Here is a 26,587-nt window from a genome sequence, read left to right as displayed (position 1 = left end):
CTGCCTAAAGAGTGTGTGAAACATTCCGTAAACGTGCGTCGTCTTATTACCGACAGCAAATATTGGAAAGAAGCAGATATGAGGGGGATTAAGATGAAAAGAACATTTGCCGGGCTTCTCGCCTCCGTGCTGGTGGTGACCGCTATACCCTTCCTGTTCACGACGGGTACAGTCGCGGAGCCAACCGTTCAAGCCGCAGCATCTAAAGAAGAGTTGCCAGTAGTCGGCTCCTATGCGGAGCTAAAAAAGCTCATCCAATCATCAAACCTGGACAGCTACCATTACGCCACCCTCGAAATGGGTACCGCTATGCCAGTAGCCGCACCTAGCACAGCCAACAAAGTAGCGGACACTTCCGGTGGCGCTGCTCGCGGTGATTTTTCCACAACGAACACACAAGTGCAGGGCGTCGATGAAGCAGATATCGTCAAATCAGATGGAACTTATCTTTATCAATCCACGCAAAATGAAGTGCGCATCATTAAAGCGTATCCAGCGACCGAAATGAAGGTCGCAAGCCGTATCAGCTATGACAATGGAAAATTCGTCCCACAAGAAATGTACGTAGACGATCGCAGACTCATCGTGATCGGGCAAGCGGATGAGAACATCTCCTATCCTCCTGGTCCCGCTTCCAAAAGAGGCATCCCCCGTTTCCAAAGCATGCAGTCCGTGAAAACCATGATCTACGATATTACGGACAAAAAACAACCTCGGCTCATTCGTCAACTGGAGCTGGAAGGCCAGTACATGTCGTCCCGCAAAATCGGCGCGAGCTTGTACGTGACAGCCAACCATTACATGGATACGTATCGTATTATGCAAGAGAAAGCAGAAGTGCCAGGCCCAACGTATAAAGACAGCACCCATCATAACCAATATCAAACCATTCCCTACAGCGAGATTCGTTACTTCCCGGATCACTTTCGTCCAGAGTATTTAATCGTCACTGGCGTGAATCTGGATGATTCGAAACAACAGATGTCACTGAATACGTACCTTGGTGCTGGTGAGAACATCTATGCATCCACCAAAAATCTGTATGTAGCCGTCACCCAGAACAATGCCCAGCCAGTAGCCGTTAAGCAAAAAGGGGTGACAGCTCCTTTGATTGCCCCTCCCCTTGAGTCAGACACAACCATTTATCGATTTGCCATGAATAAGGGAGACATTCGGTATACAGGAAGAGGGTCGGTGCCTGGACGTATTCTGAACCAGTTTTCCATGGATGAAAACGAAGGTTATTTCCGAATCGCCACCACGAGTGGGGACATGTGGCGGGACGATGAGCTTACGTCCAAAAACAACTTGTATGTACTGGACAATAAACTCGAGGTATTTGGGAAGCTGGAAGGCATCGCTCCAGGAGAACGCATTTATTCGGTCCGTTTCATGGGAGATCGTGCCTACATGGTCACCTTCAAAAAAGTCGACCCGCTGTTCGTTCTCGATCTGAAGAAGCCTTCTGCACCAAGCGTACTAGGTGCCCTGAAAATTCCAGGTTACAGCGACTATTTACACCCGTATGATGAAAACCATATCATCGGTTTTGGCAAAGACGCAGAATCAGATAAAGACTGGGCGTACTACCAAGGGATGAAAGTTGCCCTCTTTGACGTCAGTGATGTAACGAAACCGAAGGAAAAGTTCAAGACTGTGATCGGGGACAGAGGAACGGATTCCGAGCTGTTGCGCAATCACAAGGCTCTGCTGTTCTCCAAAGAAAAAAATCTGCTCGCCTTTCCTGTATCCGTCCACGAACGTACGGCTGAACAAAAAGCCAAAAACGATATGCGCGAGTATGGCCACTTTACTTTCCAAGGTGCCTACGTATATCAGCTTGATCTACAAAAAGGGTTTCAGCTGAGAGATCAGATCACCCATCTGTCGAAGGAAGATGTTGCGAAAGCAGGCGAAGGCTGGTACGACAGCTCCAGTAACATTAAGCGGATACTCACGATTGGCGACACGCTCTATACCGTTTCAGACGATTACGTCAAAACGCAGCAGCTCTCTGCATCCAAAAAAGAGAATATCTTGCCATTGGCGAAATAGCGGTAATGCTCTGTCATGCGGACAGGTTCTGTGCTAAGATGGGTTAATAGATGCAGCGTATATAGAGAGGGTGTCACTACGTGGAGTATTTGAGTTTTAATTTGACATCAACGCTGGCAGGGATTGCGGCTGTGCTGTTGGTTATGTTTATTCGCCTGCACTGGCCCTTCCGCTTTCAGTACATGGCCAATCTGTTCAAACGCCGTTTGAATATTCGATTGCGCTGGCTGGAGGCTTCCTATCGGAAGAACCGTTCCCGTGCTGTCGCTATGCTGGATAAATCAACCCATGAGATCATGCTTGGCAATTATGAAATGGCCGAAAAATATATTGTTCAAGGAATCAACGTCTGCAAGGAACGACCAACGTTATTCAATCAAGCGATGATTCACTACTTGTTTTACAACCTAGCGATCGTTTACTATTCCTCCGAACGATACAACGAATCATTGGAAGTGGCGTTTCGTATTTACCAGCGTGATCAGGGAATGACTGATTCCTTAGCACTTATTGCCTGCTCGCACGCACGCCTGGGTGAAGTGGAGAGTGCGATAGAAGCTTACCAGCTGATCGCAAGCAAACGATCGGCAAAAGACTGGAAGCTCTTCTGCTTGGCAGAGATTGAAGCTGCCAAAGGAAATTATGAGCGAGCCCTTTCCTATCTGAAACAATTGATGGACAAATCAGCTAGTCTTGTGCATCTGAATCACTCCGTACTGGAAAAACGCTTGGAAGAGTGGAAAAAAGCCTCTACACAAGCCAGCTAATTGATTGACGACCGCACATTGCTTTATGTGTGCGGTTTTTATTTTCCGCTTCCCGTAACGCTGCTCTACGCACAGTCGTATTACTATCAAGAAAGTGAGGTATTTTTCATGAAAAAATTCAATGTATCTATACTTGCTGCCTCAGCACTTGTACTCGGTCTCGCTGTAGCGGGCTGTACACCTGGAAAAGATTCTGCGTTCTCTGCGGATAACCCTGTTGCCAAAATCGGTAATGTGACAATTACACAAGAGCAAATGTACGACAAATTGAAAAAAGATGCTGGTAAGCGTGTCATGGCTGATATCATTACTTTGGAGCTGTACAAACAGGAAGGCGCTGCACGAGGAATTACTGTAACCGATCAAGAACTCGATGCACGTGTGAACCCAGTCAAAGAAAAAATGGGATCACCAGAAAGATTCCAACAGTATTTGAAGGATAAGCAAATGACTGAGCAAGAGCTCCGTGAAGGCGTGCGCTCTGTTATGCTGCGGGACAAGCTGTTCGAGAAGGATAACCCGATCACTGAAGAACAAATCAAAGAATACTATGAGAAAAACAAAGATAAGTTCGAGGGAACATTTGAAGAAGCCCGCCCGAAAGTGATCGAAAAAGTAAAATCCAGAAACAAACGAAATAATATGGATAAATGGATCGATGAATTGTATAAAAAGCATAACGTCCAAATCATGGATAAAGATTTGGAAAGCGAAAAACAAGTGGATGAAGAAGAAACAACAACTTCCAGCAAGTAAAAAAAAAAGACTTGTGCTAGCCGTCGATGCGCGGCGCACAAGTCTTTTTTTGTTACGGACGAGCAATCGCAATCAACCCTTGCAAAAACTCCTTAATTTCGCCATGAAGAATAGGGCCATGACCAGTAGCTAAATACTCAATGGGCCAATCCTGCAAAATCTCCAAGCCCCCCGTAAACTCCGCCGCTCGCTCTGGTTCACGTGCTACCCATTGCTTCACTTGTTCTTGATAAGCTGCCCGGCAGTCCACTTCTCCGCCCACGATTTTGCCGAGTTCTGTGTTTTCAAAGCATAAATGATCGCCAACAAAGCATATTTTCGACTGGGGATCAAAGAAGGCAACGGAGCCTTCTGTATGAAAAGAAAGCTGTCGGAAACGCAGGGACGGCAGATCCCCCCCACTACCTGTAAACGTATGGCCGAATAGCGTCTGTGAAAAATCATCCAGTTCGTAATAATCGTCGAGGTGAATCCAATTGTTACGAGAAGGGAACATATCGGCATTTCCAATATGATCAGCATGTCGATGAGTGAAGTAGACATATTCCGTTCGATCTGGCTTGACCCCGATCTCTTCCAACGCCTGTTGAAAAAATGAGCGTTGCTTGCGCTGGTGAGAATCAATCAATACAAAGGCATTCCCTTGTTTGATCACATAGCTGTTCACGTAGCTATTCCACGCTTCCTCATAGGTGATGATCGCCCAGGTGGAGTCTGTGATTGGTGCAATCACATTGTTCATGCCTCCATCTCTCCTCTCCTCCCAGATACAATTTCTTATTGTTATTATACACAATCATGCACAACCGTGCTGACTCGTGCCCAAACTTATCCAACACACTACACATTCACACGGTCGCTTCTTCCCCTAAGCTGACCCAAGATCTTCCTTGCGAGCGTTGAATGTGAACAGGTACGCCGAAAAAGCTTGTCAGACGTTCAGCCGTTAGGACCTCATCTGTTTTCCCAGCCTGGTCAACTTCCCCCGCTTTTAGCAGCAACGTATGCGTGAAGCAAGGCAAAATTTCTTCGATGTGATGGGTGACATAAATGAGAGTGGGTCCGTTAGGCTGCTTGGCGATTTGTTCAATCATGGCCAACAGCTGTTCTCTTGATAGCAGGTCCAGTCCAGTGCAAGGCTCGTCTAGGATGAGTAAGCGAGGGGAAGCCATCAATGCGCGAGCAATCAGTACTTTTTGTCTCTCCCCTTGCGATAAAGCGGCAAAAGGTCTGTTTTTCAATGCACGGCATCCAAATGTATCGAGTAAATCCGACGCTTTCTCTACGTCCGCCTCTTCAGGAACGGAATACAAGCCGATGGTTGCCTCCCGTCCACTCAAGACGACACGGAGTGCAGTTTCATGCTCATGAAGCTGAGCCATCAACGCTGTGCTTACCCAGCCGATTGATTTACGCACCTCGCGCAAGTCGACGGTTCCGTAAAGGTTGCCTAATACACTTACCTCCCCCTTTGTCGGCCAGACATAACCACAAATGATTTTCAACAGACTGGTTTTACCAGAGCCGTTTAGCCCGACTAAACACCAATGCTCCTTGTCTTGCACTTGCCAGGCAATGTCTCGCAGAATGGTTGTTTCATCTCTTTGCCAGGTAACCTTTCTTACATCAATGACCATACTCTCTCCACTCCTGACTCTCACAGCTGTATGTGATATGTGAAAAGAACCCCCATGGCATATGGAAGCACACGGAGGCCCTAACCCAAAAACAGTTTCGTTAAAATTTACCTTGAATCTTGAAGACAATCTCCGCAAACAACGTAGCGAATAGGAACGTACCTGTAAAGACGACGAGAGACACAACTACGATACGCCAGCTAAGCTGTTTGAATAAATGAACGTCTTTTCCGAGTGACAGACCTGCATACGCGAGAATCGGCGTGGCCAATGCGAGCAGATTGATCTTGGCAATCGCAGCAGCCGTATATTCGTTCCCTGGAAAAAACGGGGAGGTCGCAAGCATCGCAAACAAAGAGATCCATACAATGACGGGAGATTTGAACGGCAGGATTCGAGTGAAGCCCATTCCAATCAACGTAATGACCGCCAAGAGCAAAATACCTGGCAAAGAATCCATGATTGGAACTTTATAACCGATCCAGTTACCGATGAGAGCAATGAAGCCGATGATAAAAATCGTCAAGATTTGATTCATGCGCTTTTTCTCCCCCCTTCTGCTGCAGAAGAAGCGCTTTTACGTCCAATGATAGGCTCAAGCCATGCGTACAGCTTTTGTGTAACCGGCAAGGAGAAGAAGATACACACGTACGTTCCGACGATACTCATCATCAAATTTGCCGCTCCGGAATAAAAGGCAATGTCTTTTTGCGCTTCCGGGAAAATAACAGCCAATGAGCCTGTTGCTGCTGCCATCATACTACCGGAACCAACTGCAGCTCCCATCGCCAGAGAAATCGGGTGAAACAACCCGCTGCTTCCTAAAATACTTGCAAGAATCGACATATAAATGGCACCAAACAAGGTTCCGCAAATATAGACGCCCAGCGCGCCGCGAGCTTCGGCAGAGTTTGCTCCAAACTTGTCTACAATGATCGCCAAGTTTGGTTCGCGGTCAAGAGAATAAGTCGCCCCAATTGCTTCACGCTTCAGACCCAGCCACAATGCGATTGGCAGACCAAGTGCAATTGTCCCTACAATGTGTCCCATCTCTTGTACAATCAAGGATACACCAGAGCCGAGCAGCTTAGGCAGCTCAGGACCGATATTGGCTCCCAGTTTCGCAATAAAGATCAAAAACGAAACACCCAAAATATTGGCTGCGACATTCATTTCTTTTTCACTCAAGAATTTAAACTTAGGCCAACTGATTGCCCCGCCTAAAACGAGCGCGTAAAGCATTGGAAACAGAGCGATAACCCCTATGCCAATACTGATTTTTTTTGTCCCGATAAATTCTGTCAATGCGACGAGAATAAGTACGAGAAAATGCAGCTTGTACTCATTGACGCGTGCCTCTGCCATACGACATCCCCCTCATTCTATCTCGCTCTACGCCATGACGACTTTTTGAGCTGCCCGAACAAACAATTCCACGCCGCGTACCATTGCATCCTCATCAAAATCAAAGCGAGGATGATGGTGCGGATACGTGAAGCCTTTATCCGGATTGCCAGCACCCAATTGAATAAAACAGCCAGGAGCTTTTTTCAAATACTCAGAGAAATCTTCACCCGGCATCAAAGGATCAATGTAAATAATCTCTTCTTCTCCCCAACGCTCGCGGATCGTATCCTCCATCAGCTTCGTCACCTGCTTGTCGTTGACAACGGATGTGTAGCCATGTGAGAACGTGAATTCATAACTTGCTCCATGCGCTTCGGTAATTCCTTTGACAATTCGTTCAATCCACATCGGAATATTTTGGCGAATCTGTGCATCGAAGCAGCGTGTGGAGCCCGTCAGCGTCATCGAATCTGGAATGATGTTATAAGCTGTCCCTGCATTCAGCATCGTCACCGAAATAACGACCTTGTCCAATGCACTGACGTTGCGGGATACAATTTGTTGTAGGCCAGTAATAACCTGTGCCCCAATGACGATCGGGTCAACAGATGCCTCCGGTTGCGAGGAGTGCCCGCCTTTCCCTTGAATCTTGATGTCGAAGCGATCTGTCGATGAAGTAAGTGCCCCGTAAAGTACACCAAATTTCCCTACAGGCATGTACGATGCCAAATGAATACCGATGATCGAATCCAGTCCGTCCGCTGCACCAGCTCTTACGATTTCAGCAGCCCCACCCGGCGGCAGCTCCTCGGCATGCTGGAAGAAGAACCGAACCTCACCTTTGATTTGATCCTTGTACTGGGACAAAATTTTTGCGGCTCCCAACAGCATCGCTGTATGACCGTCATGTCCGCATGCGTGCATCACGCCAGCTTTTCCTGATGCATATGGCACATCATTTTCTTCATGGATAGGGAGAGCATCAATGTCAGCGCGAATGCCAAGAACTTTTCCTGGCTGTGATCCGATCAGTCGAGCGACCACGCTCGTTTTGGTTGGCCGCGAAAGCTCCAAATTCCCGAAAGATTCCAACGTTTCGTAAATAAATTGAGACGTCTTTTCCTCTTCAAACGACAATTCTGGATGCTGATGGAGATATCGTCGCCATGAGATTACCTGCTCAGCTACTTCATCCGCCCATTTCTTCGTTTCCAAACTCACACAATCACTCCTCTTTTTGCCTTATCCCTCAACATTTCCCGAGTCAGTTAAGTTTAGCTAAAAAAAATATCGTTTTGTGAATTCTATCACGGAACAATGAAAATAACAAATGTCTATTCCACAAGGACAAAGCTGTCGAATCCACATTTGTAGCTGTCTATTTATTTGTTATTTTAGAATTTTCCACCGATAATGTCCATGTAAAATATACTATTTGTAACAATAAAAAGATTTATGCTACTAGAGTGGGAGCTTTTCTAGAGAAAAGCTCTTGTCCTATTCTATATTTATTGCAAAAACGACAAAGCGATTCAAAAATTGCCCCAGCCAGATTTCTCCATTCCCTACCATCACGCCTTGATCATTGACAAACGTATCGGTTACCTTTTGCTGTAAAAACGCTTTCCTTACCTTCTCTGTCATGATTTGATCGTACTCTTCCAAAAATTGCTGTTCATCTCGGATAAACTGACTTTTTCCGTCTTTGTTCACTCGCAGTGGATACCTGACATGCTTGGCTACTTCTGTCTTGTCACTATTTTTGACCGTTTCTTGAAGTTTTTCAAAAAAGGCTTCGAATGCGCCTGCATTTGTAATACCCGCGACTTCATACCGATTCGAGGAGTTTCCTTCACGCACATATCTGTCATACCCACTCACCTGTGGAACCAAGCTCGTTGCTTGTGCCATCAGCACGATTCCCATTGTTAGTAGCAGCCATCTCATCCTTTTCATCGCCTACCTCCCATCTGTATTGCTATTTCCTTCCTACTGATAGCTTTTCGTCCTCTGCCATTCGTTATGCAGAACCGTCCTTTACGAAAAAAACCCCTATGCCAATACTGACATAAGGGTGGCCCTTCACATTCCGTGAGCCAGAGCTTCTTTTCCATTAGGAGTCGCGAAATTTTGCTTCCTGACGTTTTATGTCTTCCTCTGAATTGCCCAGCGCAGCTTGCGGGCCCCTGAAATGCTTCCGGTAATAAGCCAAATCCATGATCAGAAGCACCAAAAACATGGCGATCAAGGCATACCCAGCTGTTTGATTCGGCGGAATCACCATCATTATCGAGATGAAGACGATCCAAATGAGGCTCAACACATTAATGGGTTTACTCCAGTTCCCCAGATGCCAAGGACCATAATGCTTCCGCTGAAAAAGTCCCCGCGATTCCGCCCGGAGCTTGAGGTACAACGGAATCCCGTAAGCGACATATAACCCAACGACACTTACCGCCGTCAAAAATGCCAAGGTCGTATACGACGTGTTCGGATTGATGCTTTTCACGATGTAATCGAACAAGGCAAGCGCAAAGGAAAGAATGATAACCAGCCAAATTGCTTTTGCCGGCGTTCGGTATTTGGTCGAAATTTCTGCCCACTGATGGCTCCACGGCATTCCTTTGTCACGCGAAAACGCATACAACATTCGCGAAAAGGAAGTAATCGATGCCAAGCCACAGAACCACATCGCAAAGGTGACGAGCCACAGCACAGCGGAACCAAATGTGCCGCCTAATGCTTCGCTAATCACATAAATAAATGCATTTTCCGCTTCACTCGCAGCCGCTGCGTTTTTGATGGATAAAGTGACAAAAGCAAGCATGATAAATCCAAAAATAAAGGAAAAGGCCACAGACGTATAAATCCCCCAAGCAGCACGAACCCGTGGATTAATCGTTTCTTCAATCGTATGCGCCGATGCATCATAGCCAGTAAATGTCCACTGCGCCTGTAACAACCCAATCAAAAAAGCAATCGCGTACGGTTTGTCTGAAAAGGTTTGACCGACTTGGAAGAGGTAATCAAGCGGTTGCAGATCATGACGGGAGAAAAAAACGAGACTTCCGACGAGTATGACGACGACGCCTATATGGTACCAAGCAGAGAAATCATTTAACCGGGCAACAAGTCGAATTCCAATGTGGTTAAATGTACCGTGCAAAAGGAGTGTAATCCCGAACAGGATTAACGTAGTCGTTTCCGTTGAGGTATAGCCAAACGCACTCGCGAGCAGCGGGTCCGCAAACAAAGAGAACGAATAGTCAATACCTGCGACAATCCCGATTTGGCCGATGAGATTGATCCACGCTGTGTACCAGCCCCACCGTTTGCTGCCTAAAATAGCTGCCCAATGATACAATGCTCCGGCTGTAGGGATCGCAGATGCGAGCTCAGACATCGATGCTGCTATCAGGATGACGAATAACGCGACCAAGGTCCATCCGAAGCCCATCATGCCAGAACCGCCATATAGTAATCCGTGCCCATACAAGGATACTGCACCTGTCAAAATAGAGATAATCGAAAATGAGATCGCAAAGTTCGAAAAGCCACCCATATCCCTCAGTAATTCCTGCGCATAACCAAACTTGTTCAGGTCTCTCCTGTCCTCGAGCAATTGCTGTTCTTTTTCCTGCTGCATTTCGTTATCCCTCCCTCTCTGCTTGGGAACCGATAAAACTCTCATGCGTGCTTTCGTCAAAGTGCCGGACGCTTTCGTTTGCCCGATACCCAATGGCAATCGCAACTCCAATGGTCAGCAGCAATAAAATGACACCTAGAGCTAGCATTCTCTCCCTCCTTTCGTCCTAGATGCAATTCCTTGACAAGTTAGCAGGAATAGTACATTTTACGTACCAATTTGACAGCTATACCACCTCATTCGGCTGGCAGAAGCAAAACAAAAGAGCAACTCATGAGAGCTGCTCCTCTTGTTTAACTAACCCCTTTTTGGGCTTGCAAATAAAACGCTACGTCTTCACTCGGTAACGGTCTGCTAAATAAATAGCCTTGCACTTCTTCACACAGATGCTCCTGCAAAAACGCAAGCTCCTCCTTTGTCTCGACCCCTTCAGCAATCACATGCAGTTGCAAATGATGCGCCATGGAAATAATCGTGGACACAATGGCCTGATTGGAAGGCTGTTCGATCATGTCGCGCACAAACGACCGATCAATTTTCAAACGATTCAACGGGAATTCTTTCAGATAGTAGAGAGAACTGTAGCCCGTTCCAAAATCGTCAATTGCAACGTGCACGCCTAATTGCTTCAGTTCCTTAAGTGCCTGTGTGGCGCGCTGGACGTCGATCATGCTGCTTTCTGTGATTTCCAGCTCCAAGTATTTAGGTGCTAACCCAGTCTGGTGCAGAATCTCAGCGATCATCTGGGTAAAATCTTGTTTGAGGAATTGTCGTGCAGATAGATTGACGGCTACCCGAAGCGGCATGAGTCCCTGGTCTTGCCATTGCTTGTTCTGCTTGCAGGCCGTCCGCAGCACCCATTCTCCAATCGGTACGATCAACCCGGTTTCTTCTGCTACCGAGATGAACTGGTCTGGCAAAAGTAAGCCTCGTTCAGGATGATCCCACCGAATCAGTGCTTCTACGCCAACGATTGCGCCTGATTTGGCACTTACCTGTGGCTGGTAATGCAATAAAAATTCTTGCCTGGCCAAAGCGCGATTCAATTCATTTTGAATATTCATTTTGTCATTCACTGCTTGCTCCAGATTCGGTACGTACAGGTGGAAGCTGTTCTTCCCTTTGTCTTTGGCTGCATACATCGCCGCATCTGCGTTCCGCATCAAGACACTTCTGTCTTGCCCATCCTCTGGATAGCGAGAAATCCCGATACTCGTCGTTATGTACAACTCGTGGCCATGGATAATAAATGCCTGTTCAATCGTCTCGTTGATTTCATTCGCCATGGAAGATACTTCTCTTTCCGTGACATCTGTCAGAATCACCATGAATTCGTCTCCGCCGAGCCTGTACACCGTTCCTTTTTTTCCTACACATTCCCGCAAACGCAAGGAGGCTTCCTGAAGTAACAGGTCACCAAAATCATGCCCCAAGGAATCGTTTACCAGTTTGAAATGGTCGAGATCCAGAAACAGCACGTAAACTTGCTGATCTGTTTTTTGTGCCTCCATGATCACCTGATCCAGTTGCTGTTCGACAAAACGGCGATTCGGCAAACCCGTCAACGAATCGTGAAAAGCGAGATAATTGATTTTTGCCTCGTACTCCTTCTTATTGGTAATGTCTCTCACAATCATAAAGACACCCGTAATCTGCTGATCGACAAATACGGGGGTATGAGTCATGTTCAGATGAAGCTGACAGCCCTCGCGCGTCGTCAAGGTAATATCGCAGTTGCGCGCGTCACCTTGCACGGCATTTGCAAAATGGGTCGATATGAGCTCGGCATCTGTAGTAGTACACATCGTCATTAATTTTTTGAGAGGCAAGCTCTGCTCCTTTGTCAATCGCATCGCCGCAGGATTCATGACACTTTGCGTACCATCGATCGAGTAAAAGATTACTCCGTCGTAATTGTGCTCAAATAGCGATTTATAGCGCTGGTCACTTTCTAGAACGCGCAAGGTCTTCCCTGCGAATTGCTTGTCCACGTATACAGAAGCCAAGGTCACGACTAGAATCAACACGCTGACAATGCCAATCATGGTAGCGATCAGCCCCGAATCATCATACGGGATCACTGCGATTGTCATGTGCTCGTGAGCGACGAATGTGGTGGCGTACATTCCAGTGTGATGCATGCCGGTAATGCTTGCCCCCATCAACAGCCCTGCAAAAATTTTACGCCAGAGACCTTCTACTGGGTCCACCGAACGCAATTGAAACGTAAGAATCAACGCAACCATCGAAAACAAGATCGCCACGAAAATGGATACAGTAAACCATAGCCAATCGTACAGAATAACGGCGTTCATCATCATCGCTGCCATCCCTGTATAATGCATTCCTGCGATACCAGTTCCAATGACAAATGATCCTGTTACCACCCTCGTCTTGGACATGGACTGCTCGCTCACGATCCATAATGTAAGCGCTGATGATAACACGGCCAAAACAATCGAGAAAAATACAATCAAGTTATCATACTCGACAGCAATCGGCAGATGCAAAGCAAGCATGGCAACAAAATGCATAGCCCAAATACCAAGCCCCATGGAGACGGCTCCAGCACATAACCAAAACACACGTCCCCTGCCTTTTGCATAATGGAGACGTGCGCCTAGATCTAGTGCTGTGTATGACGCCATTGCTGAAATAAAATAGGAGAGAAAAACCAGAGTCATACTATAGGATTGGTCAAGACTATTCATTGCATTCTCCTTCAAAAACCTTTACCGAAGTCTACTCACGAGGAACGTCCGCATTTTTACGGGTTGTAGGCGTGCCTGTGACATTCTCCCATCTTATCCGTTTTATAATTCCCTGGCAAGAAGTCGGCGACGTTCCCGTTTTGGAGATACTACAAAGGAATGCTGCTGCAAAGGAGGGAGATTTCCTTGATCCGTATGGGCTATGCCTGCATCAGTGTAAAGACGAAAAACAATCCAAACAAAAAAACGACGGTTGCCCAAGTAAATAAATTAGATCCCCCAGCTCGATTAAAAAAGCTGCGGCAAGTTATGCAGGTAAACTTTTTCAATTTAATGGATTTGCTTGCTTATAATGTAGAAAATCAGATCTTTTTGTATCGGCTTCCTTCTGAGTTTGTTCCACTGGCTACTCATCCGGTAGCCGCTGAATGGGATTGGGCAAAGGAATTCGCATGGGACTTCCAAAAGGCAGGGAATTATATCCGCAATCATGGCATTCGTTTGACAGCTCATCCCGGACATTACAGCATATTGAACAGTGACAAGCCTTCTGTGCTGGAAGCGACCATTGCCGATTTTTCCTACCATGCAAAAGTGTTTGATTTACTGGGGCTTGACGATAACTCCGTCTTGGTGACACATGTGGGAGGGGTATACGAAGATAAAGCCTCTTCTCTTGCTCGTTTTGCATCCAACTTCGAGCAGCTTCCTGAAAACGTGAAACGTCGTTTAGTCGTGGAAAACGATGACACTTCTTTTACCATGCGCGAGGTTCTGGAGCTGTGCGAACGGATCGGTGTGCCGATGGTGCTCGATATTCACCACCACAACTGCCATTCTGATGGCGAGGATTGGACGGAATACCTTCCACGAATTATTCAAACCTGGGGAGAGCGCACACCGAAGATGCACATGTCCTCGCCTAAGTCAGCAAATGACTTTCGAGCTCATGCTGACGATATTGATCCAGAGGCGTTCCTTACATTTGTCAGTGCGCTTGCGGATTACAATGTGGACATCATCTTGGAATGTAAAAACAAAGATGATGCCCTCCTTACTTTAAGACGCGAGTTAAAGAAAAAAGGAGTCGCTGTTGAAGCATTTACGAATTGAGTATGGAAAAGGACGCCGCTTAATTAGCTGGCGTCCTTCCTCATGCGCTTCAAAATGAACATCCGCAGTCACACCCACGTCCTCGTCTATGATCCCGTCTATGTCGATAATTGTATCCAGAGGAGGAGCTACTGCCACCCGAGGATGAAGATGATGAACCTCGCCCAAATGAACTGCTACCGTCATTCCATAATTGGCAACGGTCATGATAATGATGCATTCTTCGTTCATGATGCTTGTAATGTTTGCGGTATTCCATGTATTTGCGGCGATTTTCACGATGCTCCTCGCATTTGTGACGGAAATAATCCATCCGATCCATATGGAACTGGAATTTGAACAGGTACAACTCCAGTTCCCTTCCTATGTTCTCATTCGGTCGTGCATTCGGCCTAACGTTTGGTCTGATTATATTTGGTCTTATATTTGGTCTAATATTTGGTCTTAGATTTGGCATCATATTTGGACTTTCATTCGGCCGCACATTGGGTCTGACATTCGGCCTTACATTTGGGCCGACATTTGGCCGCATATTTGGACTTTCGTTTGGCCTTACATTCGGTCTGACATTTGGTCTCATGTTTGGACTTTCATTTGGTCTCACGTTTGGTCTCATGTTTGGACTCTCATTTGGTCGCACATTGGGTCTGACATTTGGCCTCATGTTTGGGCTCTCATTTGGCCTTACATTCGGTGAAGCGTTAGGCATCGGATTTGCCGGAATCCGGTTCGGTGGCATGGGCATTGGATTCGGTTTAAGATTCGGTAGCATTGGATTGGACGGTTTATTAGGTGGCATCGGATTCGCTGGCATTCGATTTGGTGGCATCACGTTTGGCACGTTCGGGTTAGCCAGATTGGGAGCAGGCATGATCGGTTTTTGCGGCATGGGGCGCGCAGGAATAGAATGATTCGGATTGATTGGACTTTCCGACTTGGGCTTTTCAGGAGAAGGCTTCATAGGTGACGGCATCGATGGAGACGGTAATGGCATCGCTGAAGAAGGCGGTTTTGGCATTTCTTTAGGACGCCTTGGGAGTGCGGTAGGCATAGGCGGCATCTTACGTCGCTTTTCCACGGAATTCTACACGTCCTTTCGGATGAACTAACACAGTACATGGTATGACATTTATCCAACTCAAGAGACGACTCTCGCCCAGTTTAAAAAAATGGACTAAGCCCGTTTTTTACTCTCTAGGGAAGCCGCCGTGACAAGAACATCTTGACTGCACGTAGGCATTTGATACAATGATAGCAATAGCTAAAATAATCAGACAGTTGCACATGAACGAAAGTGAGGAAGAACGTATGCCGCGACGAATGCAGGCTTACACGTTTTTATCCAATCACATACATGCTCTCGAGCGAGGGGTTAGGAGATAGTATCCTAACCCCTCGCTCTTTTCGTTCTCTGCTCTGCTAAAGGAGGAAATTACAGATGAATCAGCAAGTAAACGTTGTAAAAGTAGATGGGGATCAATTGCGTATCGAAGATGTTGTTTCCATTGCAAGAAGCGCCACCCACATCCAATTAACTGAAGAAGCATTGCATCGTGTTCGTGCTTCACGTGCCATGGTGGAGAGAATGGTATCACAGCAGGAAGTCGTATACGGAATCACTACTGGCTTCGGAAAATTTTCTGATGTCATGATCCACGATGAGGACGTAAGCAAGCTGCAAGAAAATTTAATTATGAGTCATGCCTGCGGGATGGGCGACCCTTATGCCGTTGAAGTTGTCCGTGCGATGATGGCATTGCGCATCAATGCGTTGGCAAAGGGGTATTCGGGAATTCGGGAAGAAACATTGCTTCAGCTAGTAGAACTATGCAATCGCGGGGTTCATCCGATTATTCCTCAACAAGGTTCCCTTGGTGCAAGCGGCGACCTGGCACCTCTCGCTCATATGGTACTAGTCATGCTCGGCAAAGGGGAAGCTCTCATCAATGGCAAGCGGCTATCTGGTAAAGAAGCACTGAGCGAAGTAGGCCTCTCCCCTATTCGACTCGAGGCAAAAGAAGGTCTGGCTCTGATTAACGGTACACAGGCAATGACCGCACAGCTTTGCCTCGCCTTGTATGATTCGCGAGTTCTACTTGAAAGCGCGGAATTGATTGCGGCGATGACGATTGAAGCGCTGCGTGGAATTCCAAAAGCCTTCGATCCCCAGCTCCATCTCGTCCGCCCGCATCCAGGACAGCAGGAATCAGCGAAGCGTTTGCTCCAGCACCTATCCGGCAGCAAACGAACGACTGGACAGGGTGAGCTACGCGTCCAAGATCCATACAGCCTTCGTTGCCTCCCGCAAGTGCACGGTGCAACTCGTGATACGCTTGAGTATGTATGGACTACGGTTACACGCGAATGCAATAGTGTTACCGATAACCCTATTCTTTTCACAGAAACAGGCGATGTCATCTCCGGCGGGAATTTCCATGGTCAGCCAATGGCATTCGCAGCTGATTTTCTTGCCATTGCGATGGCTGAACTGGCGAATATTTCTGAAAGACGCACAGAACGTCTCGTCAATCCACAGCTAAGTGGCCTTCCCGGATTCTTAACTGAAAATGGCGGACTCCATTCTGGATTTATGATTACGCAATATGTTGCCGCTTCCATTGTTTCTGAAAACAAAGTGCTCTGCCATCCGGCATCAGTCGATTCGATCCCGTCATCTGCCAATCAGGAGGACCATGTCAGCATGGGTACGACTTCTGCTCGCAAGCTTCGCACGATCGTATCAAACGTCACCAAGGTGCTTGCTATCGAATATTTGGCAGCAGCTCAAGCTATCGATTTTGGTTCGGGAGATCTCGGAACAGGTACAGCAAGAGCCTATGAGCAGTTGCGCCGGGTGATTCCCCGCCTGCATGAAGACCGCGAAATGCACCCTGACCTCGTCAAGGCAGAAGAGCTGATCCACCAAGGGACACTCGCGTTTGTGACGGAATAATCGTTCATGTATAGGAACCATTGTTTTTCTCTGTTATGATGGAGCTAAGGATAAGCATTTCGACCAAACCACTTGAAGTATGGAGGGCTGTCTCATGAATGCAGGCAGAGAACTCGACCATCCTGCGTACCTGTTACTGTTTGATGGGGTTTGTCACCTGTGCCACGGTGCTGTGCAGTTTATTTTGAAGCGTGATCCGCATGGACACATTCATTTTGCTTCCTTGCAGTCACAGAGAGCGCAGGAAATTTTGTCTCATTACAACTATCAGGAAAAAGACATGTCATCCGTGGTCTTTATCGCCAACGGACAGCTATATACAAAATCGGATGCGATCTTGCACGTTGGTCGCAAGCTTCAAGGTGGATGGCCTCTGCTGTCAACTGTAGCTCGGCTCATCCCAAGGCCTGTCCGCAATCCGATTTATGATTGGGTCGCGAGAAATCGCTATCGGTGGATGGGTAAAGCAGAGCAATGCATGCTTCCTACCCCGCAGATCAGATCCCGCTTTTTGGATTAAAAGAAAAAGGAGAAGTCGCTGTCTCTCGCGGCTCCTCCTTTTTTTATTCGCTGTGCCTTACTCATTCGTTCTTGAATGACAATCCCTTTTCCTTCAATGCAGTCCGAAGTTTCGGCATAGATGCTGGTCCCATCCCATGAAATTTCAGGATCTCTTTTTCACTGTAGCTTGCGAGCTGTTCCAAGGACGTGATCCCATTGTGTTCCAATGCTCTTCTCGCTGGTGCCGAAAGCAAAGAAAGAAATCCAGTGTCCGGTTGGCGTTCTTGCTCACAGATTGGACAAGTCGGACAATCCGTGCTTTTCCTGTATGAATGACCATTCGCGCAAGTTCTAACCGTTTTTTTGGAAGTAGTCATGGCACGTATCCTTTTTATTTCGACATCGCTTGTGGATGCTCATCGCTCACATAGTCAGCCGCTTTGGCATTTGCCTCTACCTGCGCTGGGCTCTTGCTCCCTGGGATCACGGTCGTGACAGCCGGATGCTTGAGGCACCACGCCAGTGCCCACTGCGCCATATCCATTCCTTCTGGAACTTCATTCTTCTTGATTTCTTCTACTTGGAGCAACAGCTTGTTGACATGCTCCTGATCGTGTCGATGTCGCACATCGTTTCCACTGAATACAGAACCCGGCTTATACTTTCCGCTCAAATAACCACTCGCCAACGGAACGCGAGCCAATACACCCAGGTCTTGCTGCTGGCAAGAAGCAAATACACCTTCTTCCGGCTTTTGATCCAGACGATTGTAAACTACCTGGATGGCTTTTGCATTTACCGAAGTAGCAGCAGATGTTTGATGCATGTTATCATTTTTTGCAATCGAGAGGCCGAGATGGCGGATCGTTCCTGCCTGCACCTGCTTGTCGAGGTAGGTCCACAAGTCATCATTGTCAAACGCTTCGTCAGGTCCCGAGTGGAATTGGTACAAGTCAATATAGTCGGTCTGTAAAGCTTGTAGCGATTTTTCCAATTGCTGCTGAACTTCAGCCGCTCCATAATGATTGGTTCGAGAAAATTTGTCGTGAAAATGATGCCCGAATTTCGTCGCCACAATCCAGTCTTCCCGGCGGTTTTTTTTCAAATATCCCCCGATAAGCTGTTCGGACAGATGATCTCCGTAGCATTCCGCTGTATCAATCAAGTTGATGCCGAGATCTTTTGCTTTGTCGAGAATCTGGTCAACAGCTTCTTGGGAGAAATCCAGTCCCCACTCCCCGCCAAATTGCCAGGTACCTACACCGATTACGGATACGTTCAGATCCGTTTTTCCTAATCTGCGGTACTTCATTGCCCGATTCCTCCTCCTCATAAATAAACGAGAATTCCCTGAACGAATGTTCGCTCAGGGTGAAGACTAAAAAAAATTATATGCTTTTCTCGATGTTCAATTGGCTCACAAAATCTTGCAGATTCCCTTTTCGTTCTTTGCGCATTTTCTTCCGCTCGTCCGCAGTGGCCATCAATCGCTCTTCTTCCTCTGTTTCAGGGACAATAGCTGGCACCTCAGTCGGATTACCTTCCTCATCTAAGGCAACAAAGGTGAGAAAAGATGTCGCGGTCAAAATACGCTTGCCGGTCTGGAGATTTTCCGAGACGACTTTGACGAAAATCTCCATGGACGTTTTGCCCGTTGACGAAACAAATGCTTCGAGGCAAATGGAATGTCCCATTTTGACGGGAGCAAGAAAATCAATCGAGTCAATCGATGCTGTCACAACAGGGCGACGCGAATGTCGCATCGCAGCGATTGCAGCTACCTCATCTATATAAGCCATCATCGTACCACCAAAAATAGTACCATGGTAATTCGTATCAGATGGCTGAACCAGTGATGCCTGAATTGTACGAGATTCTTGAGTTGTCTTGACGTTCATCGCTGTTGCTCCTTTATCAATCTACTTGATGCATACATCATCATATCACAAGGCATTCAACGTTCCAATTGATAGCTGCTCCCAAGTATGCCTTCTATTCTCTCTGCCTCTTCTTGCAAAATATAACGTAACAAAGGCAGATTCCACTCATAGGCTGGCCGATAGCCGTCTAGTGCAAACAGCTTGTCGTCTATATGCGTAGCAAGCTTTCGGCGGGCCGGACTGGCACAGTAAAACTGCTCCAAATAATCTGTACCCCACCTGGAAAAGGATGACGTTTCGTTAGTAACCGCAGTTAGCAGGATCCCTTCCCCTGTATCAATCAAGTCGATTGGATACAGTTGACAGCTATATGGCTTGAGCGGCTCAACTTCACGACCAGCCTGTTCCGCATAAGCATGGATCGCACAGCCGTAACGCCCATCGTTTTCTTGATAAAAAAGACAATTGCCATGTCGCATGCGAATGGTTCCTCGAGGCTCATTGCGATCCCAAACCCCATGAAGAAGCCACTGATTCCGTTCAGCCTCATCCTTTAGTCCAGCAGAGATAGAGGGGATTTCCCCCTCCATGATGGGAATCTGCCATTCTTCTACAGCGTAAGGTTGTCCACCCTCACAGCAGGTTTCACGATGAACGGTCCTGCAATTCCAACAGTCCAAGTGAAACAAAGCATGGAGGGCTGATACATCAACCAAATATTGTCCCGCTCTCACCAAGGAATGCTTGTGTTTCTTTATATATTTTTCGCAGTGGTACGCCTCTTTATCAGACATGGGATCAGGCGTGCCTACATAACGAAAAGCTCGTTTCGTTTTCATTTTTGCAAAACAATCTCCGCTTCTGTTCCAAAAATTCGCAAATGGCCTTCCTCATAGCTAGCCAAATCTACTTCATCACCCGGAATCTCCATCAGGATTTCCATTTCTTCGCCCTCTTCTGTCGTAAACAAGAGCAGGAGATCTTTTTCTTCAAATTCATTGTCAGTCAGCTTGGTTTCCAGAAGCTGAGCTTGAAATTGTGTTACCTCTTCCTCTTCTTCCCTATCGGTATCCCATTGGGTAAAAGTCACGGAAGCCTTTTGATTCTTATACTCCGCCAACACTTGAATCAATTGCTCATGTTGTTGAATGTCCATCTTGTAATCCCTCCGAAATGGTTCATACTGCCCATCATAGCAAAGTAGCTCTTAAAAAGCCAAAAAGAAACACCGCTTCGCTGTGGGAAGCGGCTATTTCTCTTTTGCCTGTCAGCTTACTTTGCTAATCGTCTGGGCTAATGCAAAATCTTTGCCGGTTAAACCTTTTGCCTCTCGGGTGGCTAACGTAAAAGTGACTGTGCCACCTGCCAGATGAATTTCCACATGCTGATTGTCATGTTCAAGCATCTCTGCCACACGGTTGACGAAACTGATTGCAGTGGAAAAGTCACGACAGTGGTACGTGCGTGATAGCGCCATTCGGTCTTCTACCAGCTTCCAGCCAGGTACCTTGCTCAGATACAATTTGACCTGTTCCAAAGACAGCTTGCTCATTGTAGCAATGCCCCCTTTTACCCGATAAATGGTTGTTACACCATCATATTCACGAGACGTACAGGTTATCCGCACCCTATTGCTTCACGGCATAAAAAATCATACGAGGTGATTCATGCGCTACATATTCTTCAAACAGATAGTTTCCAAATACTTGGATTTTTTCGAATCCCGCTTCTGTTAGCATCGCAATCATTTGCTCGGCAGAAAACAAGCGAACCTGCTCCATATACTCACGCGGTTCATTCGATGACTCGTCGGAAATCAGTATCCGCTTTTTCACAAATCCATCCTGGACCCAGCGTTCTTCTTTAATCAACATCCCACTGACTTCCTTGGTAGAGTGCGGCACGAGGTTATCGATGACGTACGCTGCATTTAAGAAGTCGATGACCACTTCACCTTTTGTTTTGAGTGCTTGTGCCATGTTGCGAATAACGTTAGCATTTTCTTCATCTGTAGAGAAATACCCAAAGCTGGTAAACAAATTCACCACGATATCAAATTCTTCGTGAAACGGAATGTCGCGCATATCACAGCGGGCAAAACTTAGCTGTGGATAGGTGTTTTGTTCCTCAGCCAACTGTAAAAGAACAGGCGACAAATCCACACCAACTACTTCATACCCCCGGCGAGCCAGCGCACGCGAATGACGCCCGCTCCCGCAGCAAAGATCAAGTACGCGTCCTGTGTCCTTTACCGGCAATCTTTCCAACAGATTAGCGATCTCTCCATCTGCGGCCGAATCGTCCCTATGACGATACACAAGCACATAATCTTCGCGAAAGCTGCGTTCAAACCATTCTTCAGCCATGTCTGAGCCCCTTTAATTCCAAGATGTTCTTATTATACCACAGCGGGGTTTATCCGTAGCCGATTTGCGTGTGGCAAAGTGTAGGAAACTCTTTGTTAAAAAAGCGAAATCACTTTACATACATACTGTATGTATGTTAAATTAACCTCATCCAATCGTGAGGGAGAGACCCAGAATGAAAGTGAACAGCTTTTATCCTGTCATCTTGACAGAACTAGTTGAGACTAGCTCGAAGTTTTATCGAGAGCATTTTGGATTTGATATTGTTTTCGAAGCAGACTGGTATGTGAGCATGCAGAATCAGAGCAGCACTCCAGCTTTTGAGCTCGCCATCTTAAATCCTTCTCACGACACCATTCCACAAGGATTCCGAAAGCCAGTAGAGGGTGGTCTTATCCTGAATTTCGAAGTCGATGATGTTGACGCTGAATACGAGAGGCTTATTGTGAAAGCAGGTCTTCCTCTCCATCTCGACATTCGAGATGAGGATTTTGGTCAGCGGCATTTTATTACATCCGATCCGAATGGCATTTTACTTGATATCATAAAGGTAATCCCGCCTTCCGAAGCATTTGCTGACAGTTATGTTGACCCTGTCTAATCTGGCATGAAATAAGTAAGGAGATCGTATCCCATGAAGATGTCCAAAGCCGAGCAAAAACAGCAGACGATGCAAAAGCTGATCGAAGTGGCAAGAGAGATGTTCTCCAAAAAAGGCTACGCGGATGCGGCTATGGAAGACATCGTGAAGCAAGCCGGGGTGACCCGTGGCGCACTGTACCATAACTTTGGGAGCAAAGAAGGATTATTTGAGGCAGTACTGGCTTCTGTCCAACAAGAACTCGGAGAGCGCGTAGAAGCGGAAGCTGCGAAAAGTGAGGAGCCTTGGCAACAATTGATCTTGGGTTGCTTGGCCTTTGTCTCCTCGGCCGTCGAGCAACGGAACAAGCGGATTTTGCTTATCGATGGCCCTTCTGTCATCGGGTGGGAAAAGTGGCGCCGAATGGACGAGGAAAACTCCATGCGGCATCTCAGAGAGCAGCTTCAAACGATGCAGGAGCAAGGGTACCTACGTCCCGTTTGCATCGATGCTCTGGCGCATTTGCTGTCTGGTGCGATGAACGAAGCCGTGCTCTGGATTTCGGAGACGCCTGATCATGAGAAGTCCCTTGAGGAAATTTCAGCAGCGATGACCCTTCTCTTGGAAGGATATCGCACCAAATAAAAGCAAAGCACCCCTGCTTCCGCCTCTTACTGGCAAAATGCAGGGGTGCTCTGTTACGGTATAGGATCTTTATGATGAAAAGCGGGTAGCTCGTCCAAGCCGAATTTTTTCAGCAGCCCGCGCAATAATGCTCTCTACCGAAGAGGGGTCATCCACAACGTCGTATTCGTTAATATTGACCCGCAAAATCGGACAGGAAGTAAAGGAAGCAATCCAGCTATCATAGCGGCCAAACAAATCTTGCCAGTAATCCACCGGCGTTTGTTGCTCCATCGGACGCCCGCGCTCTTTTACGCGACCAATGATATCATCGAAGCTTCCCTCTAAGTAGATCAAAATATCTGGATGCGGGAAGTAAGGCGTCATGACCATCGCTTCAAAAAGCTCTGTATAAGTGCGGTAATCTTCTTCTGTCATGTTGCCTTGCTCGTACAGCATACGGGCAAAAATCCCGGTATCCTCATAGATGGAGCGATCTTGGACAAAACCGCCGCCATAATCAAACATCCGTTTTTGTTCCTTGAAGCGTTCCGCCAAAAAGAAAATTTGCAAATGGAAACCCCAACGCGATAAATCATTATAGTAACGGCCCAAATACGGGTTATTGTCAACCTTCTCTACAGATACACGAAATCCGAGCTGATCTGCCAAAGCATGTGTAAAGGTGGATTTTCCTACTCCTACTGTCCCGCCGATCGTAATCACTGCGTTGTTTGGTATCCCGTATTTTTCACGAAGCGTGCTGTTTTGAAACCTCGACATGTACGCAACTCCTTATCCCCATGCTTACTTTTCCCTTGTTCCCTATCCTTCTTGTCCCATCAGCTCTTGAATCCGTGGTGCAATTCGATCCAGTACAACCTTCAAATCTTCTGGTCTATGTACGAAATCCAAATCGTCACAATCGAATTTGATGACAGGCGTATCCGGATGATGCTTTTCAAACGCGTCCATAAACTCGTTGTAATCCGCAATAAGGTTCTCCATATAGGTGACATCCATGCTGCGCTCCATTTCGCGATCGCGCATCGCAATTCGCTTCATCACGGTTTCAATCGAAGCTGTCATGTAGATTACTAAATGGGCCTGAGGCAAATCCTCTGTTAGGATATCATAAATTTTAAGGTACTTTGGTAGGTTATTTCCTTGTAACGTCCGTTTGGCAAAAATCGTATTTTTGAAAATATTGTAATCAGAAACAACGGAGATACCTTGATTCAGGAACTGTGAATGTATATCCTGCAACTGCTTGTAACGATTGCAGAGGAAAAACATCTCAAGTTGAAAGCTCCATTCGGCAATGTTTTCATAAAATTTACCCAGGAATGGGTTTTCGTAGACGATCTCTTCCAGTAGCTGCAAGTTGCAGGCACGGCTTAGTTCCCGTGATAAAGAGGTTTTCCCAATACCAATAGGTCCCTCAACGGTAATCAATATGGACTTCATGTATGCTTCGATCCTTTTCAAGAAAATGAGAGCACTCCATATTCTAGCACGTATGTAAGCGTTTGTCGAAAACATTCGCATTGTGTCGTTTGGTATCATTTGGTACTCCTCTTTCTAAAAGAAAAACTGCTCTTCATCAAGAGCAGTCTGGTTCTTACGTAAAGTATTCAACGCGAGCCTGTGGAAACAGTCGGGCAATTTCACTTTCCAAATGGGCCTGCAAAGCCTTTGCTTGGATGTCAGGATAGACGTACTTCCCTTTCCCGTATTTCCCCCATTTGTACTTGCGCTCTTCTTCTTTCATCTCCAGCTTCGTTTTCGGATAGCGCTGGAGGATCAAGCTTTTAGCAATCTTGGTAAAACGGTGCTGGATCAGCTCGAACGTCAAATCCTCCATCGCTTCGGGAACCAACTGCCAACGCAGTCTTTCCAGTAAATCGGTATACCCTGCTTCCCATCCCTCAAACCAATACAAAGGCGCTAAAATAAAGCCGAGCGGATAACCGGCTTTGGCTACCTTCCCTGCTGCCTCCAATCGCTGATGAAAGCTGGAGGTGCCTGGCTCAAAATTTTTGATGACATAGTCAGCATTCATGCTGAAGCGAAACCGGGTATGCTTGTTGTGCTTCGCATCCAACAAAGAATCCACGTGGTGAAACTTGGTCACGAAGCGCAAACGCCCAAACTCCTGCTGGCCCATAAACTCAATCGCTCGTTTCAAATTGCCCGTAAGATGCTCAATGCTAACCGGATCAGATGTACAGGCTGCCTCAAAACGAGTGATCTCACCCGGGCGTTCCTGGATATACTTCTCAGCCTGCGCCAAAATTTCATCTGTATTGACGTACACTCGAACATACGGCTTTGTCCCGATATTGGTGTTCAAATAGCAATAATGACAGTGGGCAGCACATCCCGTAGCCAGTGGAATGGCATATTCGGCGGAAGGCTTGGAAGTCTCGAACTTCAATGTTTTGCGTACACCAATGACCAACGTCCGCTTTGCATTGCGATATTTCTCCACTTCTGTATCCCCAGGGATGCCACGAACCTGATTATGGCTGGTCGTCATCTGCATCGGAATTCCTTCTGCTTGAAAACGTTGATACAGCTCTTTCCCAAGTGGATAATTCAATGCATGTGGCTCCACGAAAATATAATCCGGAACAAACAGCTTGCTGCCTTTTTGCTCCGTCTTTTCAGGTCTTTCCAATAGGGTCGTTCCCATAGCCATCATCCCTCCTCACCTAGTATGCCCGTGCTATTCGACTGGACGTAAGGAGAAGTATGGCTGTGCCCCGTTATTTCAGGGTGTTTTTAAAATCGCGTAGCAGCACCTTTGCTTGCTCCTGTTGAGCTAGCGGTACTTGTAGTGTATAGACATGTCCTGCTTTTTTGGTCTGTTTGAACAAAAGCCTGACTCGAATTCCTTTCATTTCTAAATAACGCCGACATTCCTGAGCAATCCGTGGGAGGCCATACGATTCATGAATCGTAACCCATTTGATCCACATACACCTGCACCCCATCCTTACACACTTCTTTCTTTTACAGTAAGCAATGGACGGGTGATTGGTTCGAACAAAAGAAAGTGGCTGACATTTTAGGAAAACCGTTTTTGCCTCTGCAGCGTCTAATGGTAGAGGAGGGGGAAAAAGTGAATCTGGAACAGCTTGTTTCGCGCGCAAAAAATGGGGATGATGATGCCTTTTTTCAACTCGTCAGCCTTCATAAAGATCAACTGTATAAAATCGCCTACGCCTTTCTTCGTAACGAGACAGATGCACTAGAGGCCATTCAGGAAGCGACGTGCCGTTCCTATCTCAAGCTGGTACGATTGAAACAACCTGCGTATTTTCGTACATGGCTGACCCGCATCCTTATTCATATTTGTCTGGATGAGCAAAAGCATCGAAAACGGATTATCTTGAGTCGGATGGAAGATGACGTCGAGAGTCGTGCAAGTCTCCCGATGGACGACCAAAATGTCGAGCGTATTCAAATCGAAGAGGCTCTCGCTCGTCTCCGTCCAAATTATCGCCACATCATTATGTTGAAATATTTTGAAGATCGGACGATACGCGATATTGCAGAGGTACTCGGTCATCCGGAAGGCACTATCAAAACATGGCTGCACAAGGCTCTAGGTGCACTTCGCAAAGATCTCGGGAAAGGCTGGTGAGC

At 46.8% G+C, this 26,587-nt stretch carries 32 protein-coding genes; 11 read left to right on the top strand and 21 right to left on the bottom strand.

The genetic code is table 11. The features are described 5' to 3' along the window. The first annotated feature begins 93 nt into the window (after positions 1-93). The 3 genes from ODZ53_RS13010 (at position 94) to ODZ53_RS13000 (ending at position 3,578) form a co-directional block, all read left to right on the top strand. Positions 94-2,055 carry a beta-propeller domain-containing protein gene (locus ODZ53_RS13010; RefSeq protein WP_372677553.1) on the top strand — a complete coding sequence of 654 codons (1,962 nt, stop codon included), beginning with the start codon at positions 94-96 and terminating at the stop codon, positions 2,053-2,055. 80 nt (positions 2,056-2,135) lie between these two features. Then, positions 2,136-2,822 carry a tetratricopeptide repeat protein gene (locus ODZ53_RS13005; protein ID WP_012685860.1) on the top strand — a complete coding sequence of 229 codons (687 nt, stop codon included), beginning with the start codon at positions 2,136-2,138 and terminating at the stop codon, positions 2,820-2,822. Positions 2,823-2,930: 108 nt separating this feature from the next. Further along, on the top strand, positions 2,931-3,578 hold the full coding sequence (locus ODZ53_RS13000) for a SurA N-terminal domain-containing protein (RefSeq protein ID WP_242466621.1): 648 nt from the start codon (positions 2,931-2,933) through the stop codon (positions 3,576-3,578). Positions 3,579-3,630: 52 nt separating this feature from the next. Here the strand turns inward: ODZ53_RS13000 and ODZ53_RS12995 are convergent, their stop codons facing one another. From ODZ53_RS12995 to ODZ53_RS12955, 9 genes are all read right to left on the bottom strand, one after another. Beyond that, entirely contained in the window at positions 3,631-4,320 is a 690-nt protein-coding gene (locus tag ODZ53_RS12995; protein ID WP_372677551.1) for an MBL fold metallo-hydrolase, read from the bottom strand. A 106-nt stretch (positions 4,321-4,426) separates the two neighbouring features. Beyond that, positions 4,427-5,215 carry an ABC transporter ATP-binding protein gene (locus ODZ53_RS12990; RefSeq protein ID WP_012685857.1) on the bottom strand — a complete coding sequence of 263 codons (789 nt, stop codon included), beginning with the start codon at positions 5,213-5,215 and terminating at the stop codon, positions 4,427-4,429. A 100-nt stretch (positions 5,216-5,315) separates the two neighbouring features. Next, complete coding sequence (locus ODZ53_RS12985) at positions 5,316-5,753, bottom strand: hypothetical protein (RefSeq protein ID WP_012685856.1); 438 nt, start codon at positions 5,751-5,753, stop codon at positions 5,316-5,318. Further along, positions 5,750-6,580 carry a DUF3100 domain-containing protein gene (locus ODZ53_RS12980; protein ID WP_173604366.1) on the bottom strand — a complete coding sequence of 277 codons (831 nt, stop codon included), beginning with the start codon at positions 6,578-6,580 and terminating at the stop codon, positions 5,750-5,752. Before ODZ53_RS12980 ends, ODZ53_RS12985 begins: the two co-directional genes overlap by 4 nt. A 27-nt stretch (positions 6,581-6,607) precedes the next feature. Then, complete coding sequence (locus tag ODZ53_RS12975; protein WP_173604367.1) at positions 6,608-7,783, bottom strand: amidohydrolase; 1,176 nt, start codon at positions 7,781-7,783, stop codon at positions 6,608-6,610. 276 nt (positions 7,784-8,059) lie between these two features. Next, positions 8,060-8,518 (bottom strand): hypothetical protein, encoded by a 459-nt coding sequence (locus ODZ53_RS12970; protein ID WP_372677548.1) that lies wholly within the window; start codon positions 8,516-8,518, stop codon positions 8,060-8,062. A 157-nt stretch (positions 8,519-8,675) separates the two neighbouring features. Beyond that, on the bottom strand, positions 8,676-10,208 hold the full coding sequence (locus tag ODZ53_RS12965; protein WP_199926681.1) for an amino acid permease: 1,533 nt from the start codon (positions 10,206-10,208) through the stop codon (positions 8,676-8,678). 4 nt (positions 10,209-10,212) lie between these two features. Continuing rightward, a complete protein-coding gene (locus tag ODZ53_RS12960) occupies positions 10,213-10,356 on the bottom strand; it encodes a hypothetical protein (RefSeq protein WP_372677545.1) in 144 nt (47 codons plus the stop codon). A 145-nt stretch (positions 10,357-10,501) separates the two neighbouring features. Next, a complete protein-coding gene (locus ODZ53_RS12955; RefSeq protein ID WP_372677543.1) occupies positions 10,502-12,919 on the bottom strand; it encodes an EAL domain-containing protein in 2,418 nt (805 codons plus the stop codon). 186 nt (positions 12,920-13,105) lie between these two features. Here ODZ53_RS12955 and uvsE point away from each other — a divergent pair, with 186 nt between their 5' ends. Continuing rightward, on the top strand, positions 13,106-14,032 hold the full coding sequence (gene uvsE / locus ODZ53_RS12950; protein ID WP_064199757.1) for a UV DNA damage repair endonuclease UvsE: 927 nt from the start codon (positions 13,106-13,108) through the stop codon (positions 14,030-14,032). Here uvsE and ODZ53_RS12945 read toward each other — a convergent pair. Further along, complete coding sequence (locus ODZ53_RS12945; RefSeq protein WP_289677426.1) at positions 13,991-14,311, bottom strand: hypothetical protein; 321 nt, start codon at positions 14,309-14,311, stop codon at positions 13,991-13,993. The genes uvsE and ODZ53_RS12945 overlap by 42 nt on opposite strands. A gap of 56 nt (positions 14,312-14,367) precedes the next feature. Here ODZ53_RS12945 and ODZ53_RS12940 point away from each other — a divergent pair, with 56 nt between their 5' ends. From ODZ53_RS12940 to ODZ53_RS12925, 4 genes are all read left to right on the top strand, one after another. Next, on the top strand, positions 14,368-14,943 hold the full coding sequence (locus ODZ53_RS12940) for a hypothetical protein (RefSeq protein WP_372677541.1): 576 nt from the start codon (positions 14,368-14,370) through the stop codon (positions 14,941-14,943). A 6-nt stretch (positions 14,944-14,949) separates the two neighbouring features. Beyond that, positions 14,950-15,141, top strand: a complete 192-nt coding sequence (locus ODZ53_RS12935; protein WP_173620847.1) for a hypothetical protein — start codon at positions 14,950-14,952, stop codon at positions 15,139-15,141. Positions 15,142-15,470: 329 nt separating this feature from the next. Then, a complete protein-coding gene (gene hutH, locus ODZ53_RS12930) occupies positions 15,471-16,985 on the top strand; it encodes a histidine ammonia-lyase (RefSeq protein WP_372677539.1) in 1,515 nt (504 codons plus the stop codon). 79 nt (positions 16,986-17,064) lie between these two features. Continuing rightward, positions 17,065-17,505, top strand: coding sequence for a thiol-disulfide oxidoreductase DCC family protein (locus tag ODZ53_RS12925; RefSeq protein ID WP_372677537.1), 441 nt, complete (start codon positions 17,065-17,067; stop codon positions 17,503-17,505). 61 nt (positions 17,506-17,566) lie between these two features. On the opposite strand, the gene ODZ53_RS12920 is transcribed toward ODZ53_RS12925, so the two are convergent. From ODZ53_RS12920 to ODZ53_RS12890, 7 genes are all read right to left on the bottom strand, one after another. Beyond that, complete coding sequence (locus tag ODZ53_RS12920; RefSeq protein WP_064199752.1) at positions 17,567-17,863, bottom strand: RNA polymerase alpha subunit C-terminal domain-containing protein; 297 nt, start codon at positions 17,861-17,863, stop codon at positions 17,567-17,569. 14 nt (positions 17,864-17,877) lie between these two features. Continuing rightward, positions 17,878-18,798, bottom strand: coding sequence for an aldo/keto reductase (locus ODZ53_RS12915; protein ID WP_372677534.1), 921 nt, complete (start codon positions 18,796-18,798; stop codon positions 17,878-17,880). A gap of 76 nt (positions 18,799-18,874) precedes the next feature. Next, positions 18,875-19,384 carry an acyl-CoA thioesterase gene (locus ODZ53_RS12910; RefSeq protein WP_012685841.1) on the bottom strand — a complete coding sequence of 170 codons (510 nt, stop codon included), beginning with the start codon at positions 19,382-19,384 and terminating at the stop codon, positions 18,875-18,877. A gap of 56 nt (positions 19,385-19,440) precedes the next feature. Next, entirely contained in the window at positions 19,441-20,205 is a 765-nt protein-coding gene (locus tag ODZ53_RS12905) for a DUF3109 family protein (RefSeq protein WP_372677532.1), read from the bottom strand. Next, positions 20,202-20,522 (bottom strand): hypothetical protein, encoded by a 321-nt coding sequence (locus ODZ53_RS12900; RefSeq protein WP_173627718.1) that lies wholly within the window; start codon positions 20,520-20,522, stop codon positions 20,202-20,204. Before ODZ53_RS12900 ends, ODZ53_RS12905 begins: the two co-directional genes overlap by 4 nt. A 111-nt stretch (positions 20,523-20,633) precedes the next feature. Next, positions 20,634-20,918, bottom strand: a complete 285-nt coding sequence (locus ODZ53_RS12895; protein WP_007724250.1) for a 4a-hydroxytetrahydrobiopterin dehydratase — start codon at positions 20,916-20,918, stop codon at positions 20,634-20,636. A gap of 76 nt (positions 20,919-20,994) precedes the next feature. Next, positions 20,995-21,732, bottom strand: a complete 738-nt coding sequence (locus ODZ53_RS12890; protein WP_064199748.1) for a class I SAM-dependent methyltransferase — start codon at positions 21,730-21,732, stop codon at positions 20,995-20,997. A 175-nt stretch (positions 21,733-21,907) separates the two neighbouring features. On the opposite strand from ODZ53_RS12890, the gene ODZ53_RS12885 reads away from it, so the two are divergent. Together ODZ53_RS12885 and ODZ53_RS12880 are read left to right on the top strand one after the other, a co-directional pair. Then, entirely contained in the window at positions 21,908-22,333 is a 426-nt protein-coding gene (locus tag ODZ53_RS12885; protein WP_199926690.1) for a VOC family protein, read from the top strand. Positions 22,334-22,366: 33 nt separating this feature from the next. Beyond that, a complete protein-coding gene (locus ODZ53_RS12880; protein WP_372677529.1) occupies positions 22,367-22,957 on the top strand; it encodes a TetR/AcrR family transcriptional regulator in 591 nt (196 codons plus the stop codon). A 69-nt stretch (positions 22,958-23,026) separates the two neighbouring features. On the opposite strand, the gene ODZ53_RS12875 is transcribed toward ODZ53_RS12880, so the two are convergent. The 4 genes from ODZ53_RS12875 to ODZ53_RS12860 all read right to left on the bottom strand — a co-directional run bounded on the left by ODZ53_RS12875 (position 23,027) and on the right by ODZ53_RS12860 (position 25,932). Beyond that, positions 23,027-23,719 carry a deoxynucleoside kinase gene (locus tag ODZ53_RS12875; protein ID WP_048032347.1) on the bottom strand — a complete coding sequence of 231 codons (693 nt, stop codon included), beginning with the start codon at positions 23,717-23,719 and terminating at the stop codon, positions 23,027-23,029. Between the two features lie 42 nt (positions 23,720-23,761). Then, positions 23,762-24,403 (bottom strand): deoxynucleoside kinase, encoded by a 642-nt coding sequence (locus tag ODZ53_RS12870; protein WP_064200038.1) that lies wholly within the window; start codon positions 24,401-24,403, stop codon positions 23,762-23,764. Between the two features lie 154 nt (positions 24,404-24,557). Then, positions 24,558-25,631 (bottom strand): spore photoproduct lyase, encoded by a 1,074-nt coding sequence (gene splB / locus ODZ53_RS12865; RefSeq protein ID WP_372677527.1) that lies wholly within the window; start codon positions 25,629-25,631, stop codon positions 24,558-24,560. A gap of 73 nt (positions 25,632-25,704) precedes the next feature. Continuing rightward, complete coding sequence (locus ODZ53_RS12860) at positions 25,705-25,932, bottom strand: hypothetical protein (protein ID WP_372677525.1); 228 nt, start codon at positions 25,930-25,932, stop codon at positions 25,705-25,707. A 107-nt stretch (positions 25,933-26,039) separates the two neighbouring features. On the opposite strand from ODZ53_RS12860, the gene ODZ53_RS12855 reads away from it, so the two are divergent. Beyond that, positions 26,040-26,585 (top strand): sigma-70 family RNA polymerase sigma factor, encoded by a 546-nt coding sequence (locus tag ODZ53_RS12855; RefSeq protein WP_372677950.1) that lies wholly within the window; start codon positions 26,040-26,042, stop codon positions 26,583-26,585. The last annotated feature ends 2 nt before the right edge of the window (positions 26,586-26,587 follow it).

This window comes from Brevibacillus sp. BD137, from assembly GCF_041644655.1.
GTDB classification, from domain to species: Bacteria; Bacillota; Bacilli; order Brevibacillales; family Brevibacillaceae; genus Brevibacillus; species Brevibacillus brevis_D.
This window is presented reverse-complemented; position numbering and strand designations above follow the sequence as displayed.